The organism is Pseudomonas sp. PDM22 (genome assembly GCF_014851965.1).
Lineage (GTDB): Bacteria > Pseudomonadota > Gammaproteobacteria > Pseudomonadales > Pseudomonadaceae > Pseudomonas.
The window spans coordinates 218,585-238,634 of record NZ_JACVAR010000002.1 but is presented as its reverse complement, the minus strand read 5'-3'; the positions used below and the strand labels follow the sequence as shown (position 1 = coordinate 238,634).

Sequence of the window (20,050 nt, the reverse complement as noted above, 5' to 3'; positions counted from 1 at the left end):
AATTACAGACTCCCGCGTCATGGCGCGGGAGTCTATTTCCGCGCTTCTCGAAAAATCTCGCTCAAGCTCTCACGTCACCGGCCGATACATCCTGCCTATTCCCACGCGTCATCTGCAGGATGCTTCACTCATGCTTCGTTCGCTGTCCTTCTCCAGGAAGATCCTCCTGGCAGCCTCCCTCGTGGTCACCTTCGCCTTCGCCTGTTTCATCTTCTTCAACGATCTGCGCCAGCGCGAGGCCATCCACTCCGACACCGAATCCTACCTCTCCGAGGTCGGCAGCCTGACCGCCAGCAACATCCACAGCTGGCTGGAAGGTCGCATCCAGCTGGTGGAAGCGGAAGCGGCGCAACTGGCCGACGGCGAGCCGACGCCCGAACGCATCCAGCACGTGCTGGAGCAGCAGGTGTTCCAGAAGAACTTCGAATCGGTCTACCTCGGTGAAGCCGCCAGCGGCGTGTTCACCATGCGCCCCTATGCGCCGATGCCCGACGGCTACGACCCGCGCACCCGCGGCTGGTACAAGGACGCCGTGGCCGCTGGCCGGCTGATCGTCACCGAGCCCTTCCTCGATGCCGGCACCAACGAGCAGATTCTCGCCATGTCCATGCCGGTCATGCGCAACGGCCAGCTGGTCGGCGTGGCCGCCGGCGACATGAAGCTGGAAACCATCACCGCGATCATCAACTCGCTGAAGTTCGATGGCGACGGCTACGCCTTCCTGGTCAGCGATGCCGGCAAGATCCTCCTGCACCCGGACAGCAGCCTGATCTTCAAGAGCCTCGGCGAGGTCTACCAGCAGGGCGCACCCAAGGTGCAGCCGGGCGTACAGGAAGTCAGCATCAACGGCGAGGACCAACTGGTCTCCATGACGCCGGTGAAGGGCCTGCCGGGCGTGACCTGGTACGTCGCACTGGTGCTCAACAAGGATTCTGCCTATGCGATGCTCAGCGACTTCCGCAACACCGCCATCGTCGCCACTGTCATCGCCATCGTCGCCATCCTGTTCCTGCTCGGCATGCTGATCCGCGTGCTGATGGCGCCGCTGACCGACATGGGCCGCGCCATGCAGGACATCGCCCAGGGCGAAGGCGACCTGACCAAGCGCCTGAAGGTCGCCAGCAACGACGAATTCGGCGTGCTGGCCAACGCCTTCAACCGCTTCGTCGAACGTATCCACGAATCGATCCGCGAAGTGGCCTCCACTGCGCGCAACCTGCATGACGTCTCGCAGCTGGTGGTAAATGCCTCCAACTCCTCGATGAGCAACTCCGACGAGCAGGCCAACCGCACCAACAGCGTGGCCGCGGCGATCAACGAACTGGGCGCCGCCGCACAGGAAATCGCCCGCAACGCCGCCGATGCCTCGCACCACGCTACCGACGCTTCGCACCAGGCCGGTGACGGTCGCCAGGTGGTCGAGCAGACCATCAGCGCGATGAACCTGCTGTCCGACAAAATCAGCTCCGCCTGCGCCAACATCGAAGCGCTGAACAGCCGCACGGTGAACATCGGGCAGATCCTCGAAGTGATCAAGGGCATCTCCGAGCAGACCAACCTGCTCGCCCTGAACGCCGCCATCGAGGCCGCCCGCGCCGGTGAAGCCGGCCGTGGCTTCGCCGTCGTAGCGGACGAAGTGCGCAACCTGGCCCACCGCGCCCAGGAGTCCGCGCAGGAAATCCAGAAGATGATCGAGGAGCTGCAGGTCGGCGCCCGCGAAGCCGTGGACACCATGACCGAGAGCCAGCGCTACAGCCTGGAGAGCGTGGAGATCGCCAACCGCGCGGGCGAGCGCCTGGCCAGCGTGACCCACCGCATCGGCGAGATCGACTCGATGAACCAGTCGGTCGCCACCGCCACCGAGGAACAGACCGCCGTGGTCGACTCGCTGAACATGGACATCACCGAGATCAACACCTTGAACCAGGAAGGCGTGGAAAACCTGCAGGCCACCCTGCGCGCCTGCGCCGACCTGGAGAACCAGGCCGGCCGCCTGCGTCAGCTGGTGGACAGCTTCCGCATCTGATCGCCGCAGCCAATAAAAAAGGCGCCTTCTGGCGCCTTTTTTTGTTCGCGAGCATCCCCTGTGCTCTGGTTTCGGCTCCGCGTCGACCTGTAGGAGCGAGCCATGCTCGCGATCGCGGGCATGGCTCGCTCCTACAGGTAAATGCCGACCCTGTATCACCCATGAAACACCCGCCACAGAGCCGCCCCTACCGTTCGTCCGACTCCCTCAAGCTTCCACCGGGCACGCCGAAATCAAGGGTGAAGGCCTTTGATACCAACCAACAAACCGGGCCTGTCGTCACCGCCGGCACAAGGGAGTTCCGGCCACGCCCGCACGGTTATCCGCCGCGCCGGCGCCGTCCGTTTCACACCACGGGGACGGACGTTCTACGGCGACACCGGATCTGTCGCCCGGACCAACGCCGCTCAGGCATCCCACTACCTCCGGACTCGACGCAGCATGATCAAGAGCCTGAAATTCAGCCATAAGATCCTCCTGGCCGCCTCTCTTGTTGTTTTCTCGGCATTCGCCCTCTTCACCCTCTACAACGACTACCTGCAGCGCAATGCGATCCGCGAGGACCTCGAGGATTACCTGCGGGAGATGGGCGACGTCAGCGCCAGCAACATCCAGAACTGGCTGAGCGGCCGCCTGCTGCTGATCGAAAGCACCGCCCAGACCCTCGCCCGCGACAGCTCGCCCGAGCACCTGACCGGCCTGCTGGAGCAGGACACCCTGCGCAAGACCTTCAACTTCACCTACCTGGGCCAGGAAGACGGCACCTTCACCATGCGCCCCAACAGCGCCATGCCTGACGGTTACGACCCGCGCACCCGCCCCTGGTACAAGGATGCCGTCGCGGCCGGCGGCACCACGCTGACCGAACCCTACATCGACGCAGCCACCCAGCAACTGATCATGACCGTCGCCACCCCCGCGCGCGGCGGCGGCAAGACCCTGGGTGTGGTCGGCGGCGACCTCGGCCTGCAGACCCTGGTGGAGATCATCAACTCGCTGGACTTCAGTGGTATGGGCTACGCCTTCCTGGTCAGCGGCGACGGCAAGATCCTCGTGCACCCGGACAAGAACCAGATCATGAAGACGCTGGCGGACGTCTACCCGCAGAACACGCCGAAGATCGGCAGCGGCTTCAGCGAGGCCGAACTCAACGGCCACGAACGCATCCTCAGCTTCACCCAGGTGAAGGGACTGCCGTCGGTGAACTGGTACATCGGCCTGTCCATCGACAAGGACGCCGCCTACTCCATGCTGAGCAAGTTCCGCGCCTCGGCCATCGTCGCTGCCGCGATTGCCATCGTCGCCATCTTGCTCCTGCTGGGCATGCTGATCCGCGTGTTGATGCAGCCGCTGACCACCATGGGCCGCGCCATGCAGGACATCGCCCAGGGCGAAGGCGACCTGACCAAGCGCCTGAAGGTCGCCAGCAACGACGAATTCGGCGTGCTGGGCAATGCCTTCAACCGCTTCGTCGAACGTATCCACGAATCGATCCGCGAAGTGGCTTCCACCGCACGCCAGTTGCACGACGTCTCGCAGCTGGTGGTGAATGCCTCCAACTCGTCCATGAGCAACTCCGACGAGCAATCCAACCGCACCAACAGCGTCGCCGCAGCGATCAACCAGTTGGGCGCCGCCGCCCAGGAAATCGCGCGCAACGCCGCCGATGCCTCGCACCACGCCACCGACGCCTCGCACCAGGCCGGTGACGGGCGTCATGTGGTCGAGCAGACCATCAGCGCAATGAACCTGCTGTCGGACAAGATCAGCTCCGCCTGCGCCAACATCGAAGCGCTGAACAGCCGCACGGTGAACATCGGGCAGATTCTGGAGGTGATCAAGGGCATCTCCGAGCAGACCAACCTGCTGGCCCTGAACGCCGCCATCGAGGCCGCCCGCGCCGGTGAAGCCGGTCGTGGCTTCGCCGTGGTGGCGGACGAGGTGCGCAACCTGGCACACCGCGCCCAGGAGTCGGCGCAGCAGATCCAGAAGATGATCGAAGAACTGCAGGTCGGCGCCCGCGAAGCCGTGGACACCATGACCGAAAGCCAGCGCTACAGCCTGGAAAGCGTGGAAATCGCCAACCGCGCCGGCGAGCGCCTGGCCAGCGTCACCCACCGCATCGGCGAGATCGACTCGATGAACCAGTCGGTGGCCACTGCGACCGAGGAGCAGACCGCCGTGGTCGACTCGCTGAACATGGACATCACCGAGATCAACACCCTGAACCAGGAAGGCGTGGAAAACCTCCAGGCCACCCTGCGCGCCTGCGCTGACCTGGAGAACCAGGCTGGCCGCCTGCGCCAGCTGGTGGACAGCTTCCGCATCTGATTCCGGCGGAGACGAAAAAGGCGCCTGCGGGCGCCTTTTTTGTTCGCGAGCACAGAGTCCACCGCCAACAGGGGGACGTAGGGCGCATAACCCGGAACGGGTTATCCGCCGATGCCACAACGGCGGGTAACGCTGGCGCGTTATCCGCCCTACGATCTTATCTTCGCTTGCTACCGCCCAGCAGCGCGCCCATCAACCCGCGCACCAATTGCCGGCCGATCTGGTTCGCCGCCTGGCGCACCACCGTCTTGCTGACCTGGCTGGCCAACGAACCCAGAATCTCGCCGGCCATGTCACCGAAATCGGTGCCGCTGCCCTTCTCTTCCTTCTGCTCGGTCGGTGCCATCTTGTTGTCGGCGCGGCCGGTCAGCTTCTCGTAGGCGGACTCGCGGTCGATCGGCTGGTCGTAGCGACCGGCCAGCGGCGAACGGCGGATGACATCGGCGCGCTCGGCATCGGTCAGCGGGCCGATGCGCGACTGCGGAGGCGCTACGGCCACGCGCTGGACCATCGCGGGCGTGCCCTTCTCCTCCAGCGTACCGACCAGCGCCTCGCCGATGCCCAGCTCGGTGAGCACCTTCAAGGTGTCGAAAGCCGGGCTGGGCCGGAAGCCGTCGGCCACCGCGCGCAGGGATTTCTGTTCCTTGGCGGTGAAAGCGCGCAGGCCGTGCTGGATGCGCAGGCCCAGTTGCGCCAGCACGTCGTCCGGCAAATCGCCGGGCGACTGGGTAACGAAGTAGACACCCACGCCCTTGGAGCGGATCAGCCGCACCACCTGCTCCAGGCGATCCTGCAGGGCCTTGGGCGTGCCGTTGAACAGCAGGTGCGCCTCATCGAAGAACAGCGCGAGGATGGGCTTGTCCGCATCGCCGCGCTCGGGCAATTGCTCGAACAGTTCGGCCAGCAGCCAGAGCAGGAAGGTGGCGTAGACCTTGGGGGCGTCATGCACCAGCTTGCTGGCGTCCAGCAGGTGGATGCGGCCACGGCCGTCGGCCTCGGGACGCAGCAGGTCTTCCAGCTGCAACGCCGGCTCGCCGAAGAAGTCCTCGGCTCCCTGCTGCTCCAGCAGCGCCAGCCGCCGCAGCAGTGCCTGGGACGAGGCGCCGGTGAACAACGCTCGGTCTTCGCCGAGGATGTCCGGGTTTTCCTTGAAGTGGTTAAGCAGCGCCTTGAGGTCTTTCAGGTCGAGCAGCAGCAGGCCTTCGCGGTCGGCCACCTTGAACGCGGCGAACAGCGCCGCCTGCTGGCTCTCGGTCAGCTCAAGCAGGTTGGCCAGCAGCAGCGGGCCCATCTCCGACAGCGTGGTGCGCAGCGGATGACCGGTCTTCCCGGCCACGTCCCAGATGCTCACCGGGTAGGCCTGAGGCTTGTGGTTCAGCCAGGGCATGCTGGCGATGCGTTCAGCCACCTTGCCCTGTGGGTTGCCCGCGGCGGCGATGCCGCACAGGTCACCCTTGATGTCAGCGGCGAACACCGCGATGCCGGCGTCGCTGAAGGATTCGGCGAGGTGCTGCAGCGTCACTGTCTTGCCGGTGCCGGTGGCGCCGGCGATCAGGCCGTGGCGGTTGGCGAGTTTCCAGGACTGGCCGACCGGCTGCCCGTCGGGCCCGGCGCCGATGATGAGTTCGTTGGTGGCTGACATCCGTTGTTCCCCTTCAGTGGACCTGTCGCGCCAGAGGGCCTGTCGCGTTGGCTGCTTGAGCAAGAGTGGCGCGTCCCGGCGCGCTGCGCAATCGGCTACCCCGGTACTTTGAAGACGTGCTTGAGGTAGTGCAGGAAGTTCTCGTCCTTGCACTGGGTCTTGCCCGGCGCATCAGAGATCTTCGCCACCGGGTGGCCGTTGCAGGCAGTCATCTTCAGCACGATGTTCATCGGCTGTACGCCCGGCACATCGCAGGTGAAATGGGTGCCAATGCCGAAACTGACGTCGATGCGATCGCGCAGCGCCCGGTAGATTTCCAGCGCACGCGGCAGGTTGAGCCCGTCGGAGAACACCAGGGTCTTGGTCAGCGGATCGATGCCCAGGTGCTCGTAATGCCGGATGGCCTTTTCCGCCCACTCCAGCGGATCGCCCGAGTCGTGGCGCAAGCCGTCGAAGAGCTTGGCGAAGTACAGGTCGAAGTCCGCCAGGAAGGCTTCCATGGTGATGCAATCGGTCAGCGCGATGCCCAACTGCCCGCGGTACTCGCGAACCCAGGCGTCCAGCGCGGCGGCCTGGCTGTCGATCAGCCGCGGGCCGAGCTGCTGGTGCGCCATCAGCCACTCGTGGGCCATGGTGCCCAGCGGCTTCACCCCCAACTCGCGCGCCAGATGGACGTTGCTGGTGCCGACGAAGTGGCCGGGGAAGCCATCGCGCAGGTCGCGTACCACCGCTTCCTGTACCGGATAGGAGAAGCGCCGGCGGGTGCCGAAGTCGGCCATCTTGAAGCCAGCCAGCTCTTCGGCGCTGGCCTCCTTGCGCAGCCAGTCGAACTTCTCCTGCAGGCGCTCGCGGACCATCGTCAGCGTCGTGCCCGGATGGCGGTGGCGGTTGCGCACTTCGCTGATGATCGCCAGCAGCGGCACCTCGAAGAGAATCACGTGCAGCCAGGGGCCTTTCAGGCGCAGGAACAGCTCATCGTTCTCCACACCCAGCTGCACATAGCTGGGGTTGAAGCGGAACAGGCCGAGGAAGCGGATGAAATCAGGCTTGAAGAACGGGATGCGCTCAAGGAAAGCGAGGTCCAGCGGTGCGAAGGAAAGCTCCGACAGCTGCTCGATCTGCTCGCGCAGCGGGTCGAGGTAGGCGCGCAGGTCCTCTTCGTTGCGGCAGCGGAACTCCCACTCGACTTCGGCGTTGGGGTAGTTGTGCAGCACCGCCTGCATCATGCTCAGCTTGTAGAAGTCGGTATCCAGCAGGTTCTGCACGATCCGCCGGGAAAATGCGCTGTCGCTCATGCTCATCTCATTGCAGGCTTGAACCGGCAGTCTAAACCCGTCGCCCACAAAAAACCCCGCCTAGGCGGGGTTTTGAGTTGGAATCAGAAATCAGCGTGCTTTGCTCTGCGACATCCCGAACAGGAAAAGCAGCAGGTCGTCATCCGGACGGATGTCCTGTTGCTTGGCGCGCAGGTTGGGCGGCATCGGGCAGCTGTCCAGGCCGCCTTTTCCGGAAATGACCGAAGGCCCCGGCTCATGCCAGGCCGCCGCCGCCAGGGTCGCCACCCCGAGCGCGCCGATGAGGAGCAAACCTCGCGTAATTTCTAACTTCATGTCTGCAACCCTTTGATGGCGCTGCCAAACGCCGCTTGGTAACCATAGACAAAGGCCTGCCATTGCGCCTCTGTCCACGACGAGCGGCGTTTCACCTGGCGAAGATCGTGACGGGCAGCACGCTGAGCGCTGAAGCGCTGGCGGGCTTTTTCCATGTCAATCAGGGCCACTTCGATCTTCTCGCCATCCATCTTCACGAACACGTGCTTCAGGTAGAGGCAGCCATGCTGCCAACGGCCGGCGTTAAGCTTTGCAAGGGTACTACCGTAATGTTGCAGAATTCTTTGGTGCAGGGCTTCGCCCCAACGCTCCTGGTCGCCACGGGCGTAGCAGTCTTCCAGGCTGCTGAAACCGTCCAGGGACTCGGTGACCAGCAGGGCCTGCCACTCGCCGTCCACCTTGCGGCAGCCGGCGTAGACCAGGGTCGGCACTCGCACGCCCAGGGCTTCGGCGGCCTTGAGCGCATTGCGCTCACGGATGGCGGTGGGGTAGCCGAAGGGATGCAGCAGGTCGCGGTAGATGTGGCCCATCTGCTGCTTGCGATAGAGCATCCGGCCGTCGGAGGTCAGGACTCGCTGCACGCCGCTTTCGCCGCCGCGCCGACGGTTGGGTTCCTCGACCCATTTGCCGGGCACCTGGAGCCAACGGTCGATGGCGTTCTCACCGGAAATTTGCTGCAGCGACGCCAGATCAACGGCCATCCATCACTCCTTACGCAGAATGTAGACCCGCCACATGTGTACGAGCGGGACGAAATCAATGTGATCCTGGACCTTGAAACCAGCCTGGCGGAACTCCGCCTCGATGGTCTTGGCGGGAATCACGAAGCGGTTCTGGTAGGCGTGTTTCTTGCGATTCGACTCGGCGCGAGCACGTTTCCAGGACTTGAAGTTGCCATCGACCCACATCGACAGGATCACCGAATCGCGAGTTACGCGGTGAAATTCGCGCAACATCGTCAAACGATCGTCAGATTCGCCGATATGGTGCATCAGGCGCATCGAGAAGATGCTATCGACGGCATTGTCGGGCAGATCAATGGCAAACGCGGAAGTCTGCAAAGGTCGGACGCGTTTTACAACCTCATTCGGTTGACCGGCGCAGGCCACGGCGATCATGTCCGGGGAATTGTCCGCCCCGATGATGACCCGGTTCTCCTTTTCGGCCAGCATCGGCCAGAAGCGTCCGGCACCGCACGGCAGGTCGAGAACCAGATTCGGCTGCCCCGCCAGCTTGAGTGCCTGGCGGGCCACTTGGACATCGCGCCAGTGGGAAAGTTTCCGGGAGAGTCCGGCCTGGTGCTTGCGCAGGTAACGCTCTGCGTGCTGGCGGTCGTACTTTTGGGAGAACTCCAGGTCGACGGGTTTTTCAGTCATCGGATATTTACCTTTCCCGAATTCAGGGCGAACGATACGAACCAGCCTGTCACAGCCGGGTCATGCACTTGTGAAGTTTTTGTCAAACGACGGCTAGGCGAACTTCGAAGCGACAGCCATGGGGTTCGGCCGGACGCAGCGTGACGTCCCAGCCTTCGGAAGCGCAGATCCGCTTGACCAGCGACAAGCCCAGCCCAAGCCCCTCACCACGCGGGTTCTGGCCGCGCACGAAGGGCTGGAAGACGCGCTCGCGCTGTTCTTCCGGGATGCCGGCGCCGGTGTCTTCGACCCAGAATCCGTTCGGTCCAAGTTGTAAGCGGATGCTGCCGCTTTCCGTGTAATGCATGGCATTGCGCAATAAATTGCTCATTACCGAGCGCAGGAAAGGCGCGTTGAATTGCCCGGGCATCTCCTGGCTGACGTTGTATTCCAGGGTCAGCCCCTTCGCTTCGATAGGGCCGCGCCACTGTGCGACCAACTCGTCGCCGATCGTCCGCAATCCGGCCTGGGACACGATAGCCATGTCCTTGCGCTGGGCCCGCGCCAGCATCAGGAAGGTCTGCACCAGATCGCGCATCTCTTCGCAGGCGCTGTTCATGCGCGCCAACTGAGCGCGCGACCGCGGGGTGAGCCCCGGCTCTTCCGCCAGCAGCTCGCAACTGGTGGCGATCACCATCAGCGGTGTGCGCAATTCGTGGCTGACGTCGCTGGTAAAGAGCTTCTCCCGGGTCAGCACATCATGCAGCCGCCCCATGGCGTAATCGAAGGCCGCCGCCAGCTCGCCCACCTCGTCGTTGGCGTAGTCAGGCGACATGGGCGGCGCCAGTTCCAGCAACTGGTCACGGTGGCGGACCTGGCGCGCCAAGCGCGATACAGGCTCCATGACCTTGCGCGCCAGCAGCCAGCCCAGCACTCCGGACAGGGCCAGGCTGAGCACATAACCGGTGACCACGGCGGCGTAGAGGATCTGCTCGCGCGCCTCGAAGTCGCTCTGGTCCTGCAGCAGGACGAAGCGGCGACCATCGACGTCGCGCGCCAGCGCATGGAAGGACAACTCGCCGTCGAAGACTTCGTGGAAGCCTTCGTCCAACCGGCGCAGCGCCGGCGGCATGGCATAGACGCCCGCGCCATCACTGATGAAGAAGCGCATGCCCGGATCGAGTTTCGGAGCCTGGCCGTTCTCCAGGTCTTCATTGATGATGCGGTCCAGTTCACCGCCCAGGTCGCGGGAGATCAGGCGCTCTTCGACAATATGAACGACGCCGACGATTCCCACCGAAAACAGGCCGCCAACGGCGGCGGTCATGAGTACGAAGGCAAAGACAATCCGTCGGGAAAGGCTCTGCTTATACTCCATGCGCTTCCTCCGCCAGCTTGTAGCCGACGCCGTGCACCGTGTGCAGCAGGGAGGATGCGAAGGGCTTGTCGATCACCTGGCGCAGTTGGTGAACGTGGCTGCGCAGGCTGTCGCTATCAGGGCAGTCATCCCCCCAGACGGCTTCCTCGAGCACGTCGCGGCGCACCACGTGCGGGCTCTTCTGCATCAGCACCGCCAGCAACTTGAGGCCGATGGGGTTGAGCTTGAGCGGCTTGCCGGCACGGTTCACTTCGAGGGTGTCGAGGTTGTAGCTCAGGTCGGCGACCTGCAGCTCGCGCCGCCCGCCACCCTGGCTGCGGCGCAGCACCGCTTCGATGCGGGCGGCCAGCTCGGAGAGCGCGAAAGGCTTGAGGAGGTAATCGTCAGCGCCGGAACGGAAGCCCTGCAGGCGGTCGTCCAACTGATCGCGGGCGGTAAGCATGATCACCGGGGTGTCGCGGCGCGCGTCTTCGCGCAGGCGGCGGCACAGGGTGAAACCATCCAGCCCCGGCAGCATCACGTCCAGCACGATCAGGTCGTAATGGGACGTCGCCGCGAGGTGCAATCCGGACAGGCCGTCCTGGGCGCAATCCACCGTGTAGCCTTTCAGGCCCAGGTAGTCGGCCATATTGGCCAGGATGTCCCGATTGTCTTCAACCAACAAAATGCGCATATGCTCTCCTCGAACGCAATGCACGTTAGCCTAACCAGCTTAAATAGAACTTAAGCGCCTTTGACGGAATTTTCACATTCAGCCTGCCGATTTCCCGTGCGGCAGGTCGAATGGGCCGTTCAGCGCGGACTCAGTCGCCCTCGCCCGTCACGCCAAACTCGATCGGCGTCTTCACGTAGAACAGCTTCACACCCGCCTTGCGGATTACCTCGAAGATGCGCTCGGACTCTTCCTCGCTCACCGCCATGGTGACTTCCTGTGGCTGGTCGGCCAGTTCGAAGAAATGCGCGTAGTGAATGCGCCCGGTCTTGCCGAAGCCTTCGCTCGCCGTCATCAGGGTGGCGCCGCGTACGCCTTGCCGGCGCGCTTCCTCCAGCAGCCATTGAGCCAGCGGCAGGCCGGCATGCTTGCGGTCCTGCTGGGTGAAGAACTTCAACTGGTAGCCGTTCATGTCTTCCTCCCGAAGGCCTCGCGGCCTCTCTCTTGGCTGGACGGCCTAGCGGCCCATCAGCGCGTGCACCGACCAGAGTCCGGCCAGGGTCATCAGCAGGGAGCCGGCAAGGTGCGTGGCGACCGTGCCCATCGCCCAGGCCAGGCGGCCTTGCTGCAGCAGCACGACGACTTCGGCGGAGAAGGTCGAGAAGGTGGTGAGGCCACCGCAGAAGCCGGTGATGATCAGTAACCGCCATTCTGGCGCCAGGCCGGGTGAGTTGGCGAAGAAGGCGATGGCCGCGCCGATGATGTAGCCGCCGACCAGGTTGGCGACCACCGTGCCCGGCGGCATGGATGGCAGGAGGGTATTGAGCTTGAGCCCGAGCACCCAGCGCAGCAGTGCGCCGAGGGCGGCTCCGAGGGAGACGGCGAGAATGGGTTTCCACATGGTCCTGTCCTGGGGAAGGTGTTTTGGACAGGCCGCAGGCGAGCGCCTACGCGCCTTTCCAGGTCTGTGCGTAGGCATCATCAGCCACAAGGGCGGTTGAAGGAGGAATGCCATCTCCTGCGGCGCAGTCTGGCATATCCGACGCCCATGAAAAAGCCCCGCCTAGGCGGGGCTTTTTCTTACAGCAGGTGCCGGGTGGCTTACATCATGCCGCCCATGCCACCCATGCCGCCCATGTCCGGCATGGCCGGAGCAGCCTTGTCGTCAGCCACTTCGGCAACCATGGCCTCGGTGGTGACCATCAGGCCGCCGATGGAAGCAGCAGCTTGCAGAGCCGAACGGGTGACCTTGGCCGGATCGAGGATACCCATCTCGATCATGTCGCCGTACACGCCGGTAGCAGCGTTGTAGCCGAAGTTGCCCGAACCCTGCTTGACCTTGTCGACTACCACGCTCGGCTCGTCGCCGGAGTTGGCAACGATCTGGCGCAGCGGAGCTTCAACGGCGCGACGCAGCAGAGCGATACCGACGTTCTGGTCTTCGTTGTCGCCCTTCAGGCCTTCGATGGCTTGCAGAGCACGAACTAGAGCGACGCCGCCGCCAGGAACCACGCCTTCTTCCACAGCAGCGCGGGTAGCGTGCAGGGCGTCTTCAACGCGGGCTTTCTTCTCTTTCATCTCGACTTCGGTGGCAGCGCCAACCTTGATCACGGCAACACCGCCGGCCAGCTTGGCCAGACGCTCTTGCAGCTTCTCACGGTCGTAGTCCGAGGAAGTCTCTTCGACCTGCTTGCGGATCTGCAGGACGCGAGCTTCGATGTCGGCTTGAGCGCCAGCGCCATCGATGATGGTGGTGTTTTCCTTGCTCAGGACAACGCGCTTGGCGTTACCCAGGTGCTCCAGGGTGGCGCCTTCCAGGCTCAGACCGACTTCTTCGGAGATGACGGTACCGCCGGTCAGGATGGCGATGTCCTGCAGCATGGCCTTGCGGCGGTCGCCGAAGCCCGGAGCCTTGACGGCTGCGACCTTGACGATGCCACGCATGTTGTTGACGACCAGGGTAGCCAGGGCTTCGCCTTCGACGTCTTCAGCCACGATCAGCAGCGGACGGCCGGCTTTGGCAACGGCTTCCAGGACCGGCAGCATTTCACGGATGTTGGAGATCTTCTTGTCGACCAGCAGCAGCAGCGGGCCGTCGAGCTCGGCCACCATGGTGTCCGGCTTGTTGATGAAGTAGGGGGACAGGTAGCCGCGGTCGAACTGCATGCCTTCTACGACGGACAGTTCGTTTTCCAGGCCCGAGCCTTCTTCAACGGTGATCACGCCTTCTTTACCGACCTTGTCCATGGCTTCGGCAATGATGTTGCCGATGGAGTCGTCGGAGTTGGCGGAGATGGTGCCTACCTGGGCAATGGCCTTGGTGTCGGCGCAGGGCTTGGCCTGCTCCTTGAGCTGGGCAACGATGGCCACGGTGGCCTTGTCGATACCGCGCTTCAGGTCCATCGGGTTCATGCCGGCAGCGACGGCTTTCAGGCCTTCGTTGACGATGGCCTGGGCCAGAACGGTAGCGGTGGTGGTGCCGTCACCGGCAGCGTCGTTGGCCTTGGAGGCAACGTCTTTCACCAGCTGGGCGCCCATGTTCTCGAACTTGTCTTTGAGTTCGATTTCCTTGGCGACGGAAACGCCGTCCTTGGTGATGGTCGGAGCGCCGAAGCTCTTGTCCAGGATGACGTTACGGCCTTTCGGGCCCAGGGTCGCTTTCACAGCGTCGGCCAGGACGTTTACGCCGACCAGCATTTTCTTGCGAGCGGAATCGCCGAACTTAACTTCTTTGGCAGCCATGTTCTGTTTCCTCTAAATCGAATTCGGTGGGGAGTGGACGGACTGAAATCAGTCTTCCAGGACGGCGAGGATCTCGGACTCGCCCATCACCAGCAGTTCTTCGCCGTCGACCTTGATGGCGTTGCTGCCGGAGTACGGACCGAAGACCACCTTGTCACCGACCTTCACGGCCAGAGCGCGAACTTCGCCGTTGTCCAGGACACGGCCGGCACCAACAGCGACCACTTCACCGCGGTTCGGCTTCTCGGCGGCGGAACCCGGCAGCACGATGCCGCCTGCGGTCTTGGTCTCTTCCTCGCTGCGACGGATGACGACGCGGTCATGCAGAGGACGAAGCTTCATAGTCGTAACTCTCCCAAACTGTGATTTCCAACGGCCGGATCGATGCCCGGCAGGTTTTATTGAATCCGGCGGTGCCGGTTTGCGACCCGGCAGGCGAATCGCGAAAAGAGCAGCCTGTCGTACTGACAGGGACCTTGCGGTGACCGGTACATAAGGTCGCTACAAGGCATTTCAAGTGTGTGACGAAAAAATTTTTGCAGGCGGCGGGTGCCTCGGGCGGGCGAAACCGCCCGAGGATCAACGCAGACGGTCGCGGTCTTCCTCGCGGCGCTGGTATTCGCCTTCGATCACGCTGGGGCCGCTGCGATGCTGGGCGGCCGGATCGTCGGCGAAGGCGCGGCGGCGCTCGGCCTGTTCCTGCATGCGCAGGCGCACGCGGCCAAGCATCAGGCGGCGGGTGAAGGGGATCAGGCAAAGCAGGCCGACAACGTCGCTGATGAAGCCCGGCAGCATCAGCAGGCCACCGCCCAGGGCGATGACCAGGCCTTCGAGCATTTCCTGCTCGGGCAGTTCGCCGCGATTCAGGCGCTCGCGGGCGCGCAGCGCAGTGGCGACGCCAGCCACGCGCAGCACCGCCGCGCCGATGAAGGCGCCGGCGATGATCAGCAGCAGGGTCCAGCCCACGCCGATCACGCTGCCGACCTTGATCATCACGGCCAGCTCGATCAGCGGGAACAGAAGAATCAGAAACAGGGGAACTCGCATCGATGAATCCTTGGCGGGGTCATTGCCCGGGTAGAAAGCTAGGTGGCGACGCCCCGCTCCGATTTCAAGGGATAAGCCAAGGGAAGGATCAGGCCTGGATCACTTCGTTGCCCGGCCAGACGTCCGCCTTGGCCAACTGCACCAGCGCCTGGCGCACCGCGCCGGCGTTGCCGCAGGGCGCCGGGAACGGCAGCCAGTGCAGGCCCTGGCCGATGCGCAGGTGGAAACCTTCTGTATCAATTCCCGCCAGCTGCGGGCCCTGCCCGGCGGGCAACCCGGCCAGTTCGACGTAGTGCTCGATGGCATTGGCGTGGTCGCTGTTCATGTGTTCGACCATGCTCTTCTCCGCCTCGCCGACGAAGGGGTTGGCCAGCGGCACGCTGTTGGCGCCCAGCCAGTGGATATCGCCGAAGCCGCCGATGTAGCGCCACTGCACCGGCTCCAGCACCCAGAAATCGAAGTCGTGGACGATGTGGTAGTCCTGCGAGCCGGGGAAATAGCGGTAGTAACGTTCGGCCGCGCCAGCGATGGCGTCGACGTCCTCGACCAGCAGCGCCTCGGCCAGCAGGGTCAGGCGTCCGGCGGCCTGGATGTCGTCGACGCCGCGCTCGCCGATGAGCAGCGAGCATTTGCCGTCCATCTGCAGGTTATGGGTGTGCTGGGCGATGCGGCTGATCAGGATCAGCGGACGGCCGGCCTCGTCCAGGCAATACGGCACCACGGAGCCGAAGGGGAATCCGGACCACTTCTTCGAGTGGGTGGAGAGGACGCCGCGGTATTCCTTGAGCAGCAGTTCTCGGGCATGCTTGGCAGCTTTCACGCTCAACTTATGACTCCTCGCAAAGAATCCGTCGCAAACGGACGGGCAGGACTGACTCTGTGCACAGCTGCCGGCGGGGCCTTTCACCAGAAACTGTTCGTGGGGTTGTTCCGATGCAATTGAAAGACAAGGTCATCATCATCACCGGTGGCTGCCAGGGCCTGGGCCGCGCCATGGGCGAGTACCTCTCCGGCAAGGGCGCGCGCGTCGCGCTGGTTGACCTCAATGCCGAAAAACTGGACGAAGCCGTGGCTGCCTGCAAGGCCGCCGGCGGTGACGCCCGCGCCTATCTGTGCAACGTCGCCAATGAAGAACAGGTTACCCACATGGTGGCCCAGGTCGCCAGCGACTTCGGCGCCATCAACGGCCTGGTCAACAACGCCGGCATCCTGCGCGACGGCCTGACCATCAAGGTCAAGGACGGCGAGCTGAGCAAGATGAGCCTGGCCCAGTGGCAGGCGGTGATCGACGTCAACCTGACCGGCGTGTTCCTCTGCACCCGCGAAGTGGCGGCGAAGATGATCGAACTGAAGAACGAAGGCGCGATCGTCAACATTTCCTCCATTTCCCGCGCCGGCAACATGGGCCAGGCCAACTACTCCGCAGCCAAGGCCGGCGTCGCTGCCGACACCGTGGTGTGGGCGAAGGAACTGGCGCGCTATGGCATCCGCGTGGCGGGCGTGGCTCCCGGCTTCATCGAGACCGACATGGTCGCCAGCATGAAGCCCGAGGCCCTGGAGAAGATGACCTCCGGCATTCCGCTCAAGCGCCTGGGCAAGCCGCTGGAAATCGCCCACTCGGTGGCCTACATCCTCGAGAACGACTACTACACCGGCCGCGTGCTGGAACTGGACGGCGGTCTGCGCCTGTAATCCGCCCGCCCATGAAAAAGCCCCGCCAGGTGCGGGGCTTTTTATTGCCGTTCTCGTAGAGCGGAGCCAGTCGAAGCGAAGCGTTACCAGCCGACGCCCAGGCCCAGGGTGTAGCGACGCTCGTTGACGTCGCCGTCGTTGCCGCTGAGCTTGTCCCATTCGGCCTTCAGGCTCAGGGACGCCCAGGAGGTCAGCTTGTAGCGGATGCCCGCCTCGCTCTCCAGCTCGTACTCCACGTTGGACTCCAGCGGCTTGCTGACTTCGCCGTTGGTGAACACCTCGAACTGCTTGGCCAGCAGGTAACGGTTGTAGTCCCACTTCAGGCTGGTGCTGTAGAAGTGGGATTTCTCGTCGTCGACGAATTCGTAGTCGTTGCGGTTGACCAGGGTCGCCAGGGAGAACGCCCCCAGCTCGTTGTCCCAGAACTGGTAGCCCGGGCCGGTACCGACGGTGCGTTTCTTCTGCAGATCCTCGATCCAGTCGCGCTTGTACTGCGCCTGGCCCTGCCAGAACCAGTGCTCGTCGAGGAAACGGTCCAGCGCGTATTGCGCGGAATAGTTGTTGGTACTGACCTGATCGTCCTTCTTCTCGCGGTTGTACTCGCCCTGCAGATTGTGGCGCCAGCGGCCGTGGCGGGCGTTGGTCTTGAAGTCGATGTCGTAATCCTCGACATCGTTCTCCGCCTGCTTGTGGTCCAGGGAGAAGTCGACGTTGCCGGTCCAGACCCAGTCTTCGAGGATCGGCTTGGGCGGCATCATCTGCTCGATCTTCGCCAGTTCCACCGTGCGCGCCTCGCCGTTGACCAGCGTGACCTTGCCCTGGTCCGACGCCTTCAGGCCCTTGGAGTGCTCGCCGGTTTCCTCGTCGTACTTCACCAGCAGGTTCTGGTCGGTTTCCAGCGTCTTGATCTTGTCCCACTTCAGGGCGATCTCTCCGCCATAGTCGGTCGCCAGCAGCAGCTTGCCGCCGTCATAGAGTTTGATGGTGCCGGTGAGACGGTCACCATTCTTCAACCAGACGGTGTCGGCGAGAGCGGACAGGGAACAGGATGCGAGTGCGACGGTAAGCAGGGTTCTGGGGAACATGAGTCGGATTCAACTGGATTGAATGGGCAAAAAGCCGGGCATTATCCAGATACCCGACACTAGAGCAACGACTGACAGACCCAGTTGCAGGGAGTTCACAATGACTGACAGAAGGGTCTGACAAACGAGCCGACTTGTCAGGGCTGCCGCAGCCTATATCCTGAGCGTCAGCCCCTCTATTGCGGTGCATTCGATGCCCAAGCCCAAGCCCCCCGCCAGCGCACCGGTGACTGATCTCGGACTGGAAAGCCTGCAGGTACGGCGCGAAGCGATTTTCCTCGTCATCGCCCAGGTGCCCGAAGGCTGCGTCATCACCTATGGCGATGTCGCCCGCCTCGCCGGCCTGGGCCGTTCCGCGCGACTTGTAGGACGAATCCTCAGCCAACTGCCCGAAGGCACGCGCCTGCCCTGGCATCGGGTGATCGCCGCAGGGGGGCGTATCAGCCTACCCATTGGGACCGTTTCAGGTAACGAGCAGCGCGCACGATTGCGTGCGGAGGGTGTCAGAATCCATAACGATCGGGTGGACATACGTCGGCACGGCTGGCCTACCGGCGAGCAGTCCTAGTAGAGTTCGCGTAATTTTTCGTACTGCTGGAAAACACCCCCCATGAAAGAGCACTCCTGGCGCGAGGCATGGATTGCCTACAAGTCTCCCGCCAGCCTCGCGCTTTTGCTGCTGGGTTTCGCCGCCGGCCTGCCCTACATGCTGGTGCTCTCCACTCTCTCGGTGTGGTTGCGTGAAGCGGGTGTCGCTCGGGAAACCATCGGATTCGCCAGCTGGATCGGGCTGGTGTACGCCTTCAAGTGGGTGTGGTCGCCCATGCTCGACCAGTGGCGCCTGCCCTTCATCGGCCGCCTGGGCCGCCGCCGCTCCTGGCTGGTGTTTTCCCAGGGGCTGATCGCCATTGGCCTGCTCGGCATGGCCCTGTGCAACCCGCAGTCGCACCTGAACTGGCTGATCGCCCTGGCGATGGTGGTGGCCTTCGCCTCGGCCACCCAGGACATCGCCATCGACGCCTACCGCCTGGAAATCGCCGAGAACACCCGCCAGGCCGCATTGGCCGCCTGCTACATGACCGGCTACCGGGTCGCCGTGCTGTTCGCCACCGCCGGCGTGCTGTTCCTCGCCGAGTGGGCCGGCTCCAGCGCACTGCACTACAGCCAGGCCGCCTGGGCCCTGACCTACGCGGTGTGTTCGCTGGCGATCCTGCCGGGCCTGATCACCACGCTGTTGATGAAAGAGCCGCCGGTGAACGTGCAGCCGCAGGCGGGCAGCTCGGCCTTCGCGTTCAATCATCAACTGCTCTCGGTGCTGACCCTGCTGGTGCTGCTGATCTCCGTGCCGGCCATGCTTACCGCACTGACCGCCCAGGCCTGGCCGCGAGCCGCGCTGTACGGAATCTTCATCGGCATCTGCATGACGCCCCACGGCCGCCGGCAGATCCGCCCGGTCCGCGAGCTGCTGTCGAAAGTGCGCCGCCCGCTGCTGCTGGCCGTACACGGGCGCGGCCTGCCGCAGTTCGACTTCGTCCACCAGGCCGTTTCGGTGATCGTCCTGATCATCCTGCTGGTCACCGGCACCGCTTTCATCAACATGGCCGAAGCCGGCAAGTGGTGGCTCGCCATCCTGTACCTGCTGATCGCCCTGAGCTGCATTTCCGCTCCCGGCCGCCTGCTGATGGCGCCGGTGCTCACGCCCATTACCGAGTTCGTCCGCCGCTACCGCTGGCAGGCGCTGCTGCTGCTCGGGCTGATCTCCACCTATCGCATGTCCGACACCGTCATGGGCACCATGGCCAGCGTGTTCTACATCGACATGGGCTTCTCCAAGGACACCATCGCCACCGTCAGCAAGCTGTTCGGCGTGGTCATGACCCTCGTGGGTGCTGCAGCCGGCGGTGTGCTGATCGCCCGTTTCAGCATCCTGCCGATCCTCTTCATCGGCGGAGCGGCCTCTGCCGGGACCAACCTGCTGTTCGCCATGCTGGCGCAGATGGGCGCAATCGACGACCCGCACCTGATGGGGCAGAACGTCTTCGCCCTGCTCAAGGTGCTGGAACCCCACGTCACCATGCTGGTGGTGACCATCATGCTCGACAACTTCAGCGGCGGCCTTGCCACCTCGGCCTTCGTCGCCTACCTGTCGAGCCTGACCAACCTGAAGTTCTCCGCGACCCAGTACGCCATGCTCAGCTCCACCATGCTGCTGCTGCCGCGCTTCATCGGCGGCTATTCCGGGGCGATGGTCGAGGGCATGGGCTACGAGCGCTTCTTCTTCTTCACCGCCCTGCTCGGCGTGCCTACACTGCTGCTGATCGGCTGGCTGTGGCTGCACCGCAAGAACGACATCACCAACGGCGCGGCCGGGGAAGCCACGGAGGCGCCAGCGCAACACCCCAGCGCCGAGCATCACTGATTCTGGTCATTGGATCAGCGCCCATGAAAAAGGCCGGCAATTGCCGGCCTTTTTCGTTCCTGCAGGCAGGA

19 protein-coding genes, 1 pseudogene and 1 riboswitch are annotated in these 20,050 nt (G+C 63.8%); of the genes and pseudogenes, 6 read left to right on the top strand and 14 right to left on the bottom strand.

The features are described from left to right. Positions 1–19: 19 nt before the first annotated feature. The 3 genes and pseudogenes from IB255_RS31185 to IB255_RS06780 form a co-directional block, all read left to right on the top strand. Positions 20–1,171: pseudogene (locus tag IB255_RS31185) on the top strand (cache domain-containing protein); the annotation flags it as partial. A gap of 90 nt (positions 1,172–1,261) precedes the next feature. After that, positions 1,262–2,026 (top strand): methyl-accepting chemotaxis protein, encoded by a 765-nt coding sequence (locus IB255_RS31180; RefSeq protein ID WP_412548088.1) that lies wholly within the window; start codon positions 1,262–1,264, stop codon positions 2,024–2,026. Between the two features lie 441 nt (positions 2,027–2,467). Next, entirely contained in the window at positions 2,468–4,357 is a 1,890-nt protein-coding gene (locus tag IB255_RS06780; RefSeq protein ID WP_192209910.1) for a methyl-accepting chemotaxis protein, read from the top strand. 157 nt (positions 4,358–4,514) lie between these two features. Here the strand turns inward: IB255_RS06780 and IB255_RS06775 are convergent, their stop codons facing one another. The 13 genes from IB255_RS06775 to IB255_RS06715 all read right to left on the bottom strand — a co-directional run bounded on the left by IB255_RS06775 (position 4,515) and on the right by IB255_RS06715 (position 15,609). Further along, on the bottom strand, positions 4,515–5,999 hold the full coding sequence (locus tag IB255_RS06775; RefSeq protein ID WP_192209909.1) for a helicase HerA-like domain-containing protein: 1,485 nt from the start codon (positions 5,997–5,999) through the stop codon (positions 4,515–4,517). A 95-nt stretch (positions 6,000–6,094) separates the two neighbouring features. Continuing rightward, positions 6,095–7,294, bottom strand: a complete 1,200-nt coding sequence (gene pncB, locus IB255_RS06770) for a nicotinate phosphoribosyltransferase (protein ID WP_192209908.1) — start codon at positions 7,292–7,294, stop codon at positions 6,095–6,097. A gap of 90 nt (positions 7,295–7,384) precedes the next feature. Further along, complete coding sequence (locus tag IB255_RS06765; RefSeq protein ID WP_081517518.1) at positions 7,385–7,609, bottom strand: hypothetical protein; 225 nt, start codon at positions 7,607–7,609, stop codon at positions 7,385–7,387. Beyond that, complete coding sequence (locus IB255_RS06760) at positions 7,606–8,310, bottom strand: lipopolysaccharide kinase InaA family protein (protein ID WP_081517517.1); 705 nt, start codon at positions 8,308–8,310, stop codon at positions 7,606–7,608. Before IB255_RS06760 ends, IB255_RS06765 begins: the two co-directional genes overlap by 4 nt. A 3-nt stretch (positions 8,311–8,313) precedes the next feature. Next, entirely contained in the window at positions 8,314–8,985 is a 672-nt protein-coding gene (locus IB255_RS06755; RefSeq protein WP_081517516.1) for a class I SAM-dependent methyltransferase, read from the bottom strand. 82 nt (positions 8,986–9,067) lie between these two features. Then, on the bottom strand, positions 9,068–10,342 hold the full coding sequence (locus IB255_RS06750; protein WP_081517515.1) for a sensor histidine kinase: 1,275 nt from the start codon (positions 10,340–10,342) through the stop codon (positions 9,068–9,070). Further along, a complete protein-coding gene (locus IB255_RS06745; RefSeq protein WP_081517514.1) occupies positions 10,332–11,015 on the bottom strand; it encodes a response regulator transcription factor in 684 nt (227 codons plus the stop codon). The genes IB255_RS06750 and IB255_RS06745 overlap by 11 nt, the downstream gene beginning before the upstream one ends. A gap of 130 nt (positions 11,016–11,145) precedes the next feature. Next, a complete protein-coding gene (locus IB255_RS06740) occupies positions 11,146–11,466 on the bottom strand; it encodes a DUF190 domain-containing protein (RefSeq protein ID WP_081517513.1) in 321 nt (106 codons plus the stop codon). 45 nt (positions 11,467–11,511) lie between these two features. Beyond that, positions 11,512–11,895 carry a fluoride efflux transporter CrcB gene (crcB, locus tag IB255_RS06735; protein WP_081517512.1) on the bottom strand — a complete coding sequence of 128 codons (384 nt, stop codon included), beginning with the start codon at positions 11,893–11,895 and terminating at the stop codon, positions 11,512–11,514. A gap of 64 nt (positions 11,896–11,959) precedes the next feature. Then, a riboswitch (Fluoride riboswitch) is annotated at positions 11,960–12,022 on the bottom strand. A gap of 73 nt (positions 12,023–12,095) precedes the next feature. Then, positions 12,096–13,736: a chaperonin GroEL gene (gene groL / locus IB255_RS06730; RefSeq protein ID WP_045209649.1), complete on the bottom strand. Its 1,641-nt coding sequence runs from the start codon at positions 13,734–13,736 to the stop codon at positions 12,096–12,098. Between the two features lie 48 nt (positions 13,737–13,784). Then, complete coding sequence (locus IB255_RS06725; RefSeq protein ID WP_009617968.1) at positions 13,785–14,078, bottom strand: co-chaperone GroES; 294 nt, start codon at positions 14,076–14,078, stop codon at positions 13,785–13,787. 237 nt (positions 14,079–14,315) lie between these two features. Next, complete coding sequence (locus IB255_RS06720) at positions 14,316–14,783, bottom strand: FxsA family protein (RefSeq protein ID WP_081517511.1); 468 nt, start codon at positions 14,781–14,783, stop codon at positions 14,316–14,318. Between the two features lie 88 nt (positions 14,784–14,871). Beyond that, positions 14,872–15,609, bottom strand: a complete 738-nt coding sequence (locus IB255_RS06715; protein ID WP_081517510.1) for a HugZ family protein — start codon at positions 15,607–15,609, stop codon at positions 14,872–14,874. A 107-nt stretch (positions 15,610–15,716) separates the two neighbouring features. On the opposite strand from IB255_RS06715, the gene IB255_RS06710 reads away from it, so the two are divergent. Further along, a complete protein-coding gene (locus tag IB255_RS06710) occupies positions 15,717–16,475 on the top strand; it encodes an SDR family oxidoreductase (protein WP_024764082.1) in 759 nt (252 codons plus the stop codon). Between the two features lie 83 nt (positions 16,476–16,558). Here the strand turns inward: IB255_RS06710 and IB255_RS06705 are convergent, their stop codons facing one another. Then, positions 16,559–17,560 carry a DUF481 domain-containing protein gene (locus IB255_RS06705; RefSeq protein ID WP_081517509.1) on the bottom strand — a complete coding sequence of 334 codons (1,002 nt, stop codon included), beginning with the start codon at positions 17,558–17,560 and terminating at the stop codon, positions 16,559–16,561. Between the two features lie 193 nt (positions 17,561–17,753). Between IB255_RS06705 and IB255_RS06700 the strand changes: the two genes are divergently transcribed. Together IB255_RS06700 and IB255_RS06695 are read left to right on the top strand one after the other, a co-directional pair. Beyond that, a complete protein-coding gene (locus IB255_RS06700) occupies positions 17,754–18,128 on the top strand; it encodes an MGMT family protein (protein ID WP_081517508.1) in 375 nt (124 codons plus the stop codon). Positions 18,129–18,170: 42 nt separating this feature from the next. After that, entirely contained in the window at positions 18,171–19,979 is a 1,809-nt protein-coding gene (locus IB255_RS06695; protein WP_081517507.1) for an AmpG family muropeptide MFS transporter, read from the top strand. Positions 19,980–20,050 lie beyond the last annotated feature (71 nt).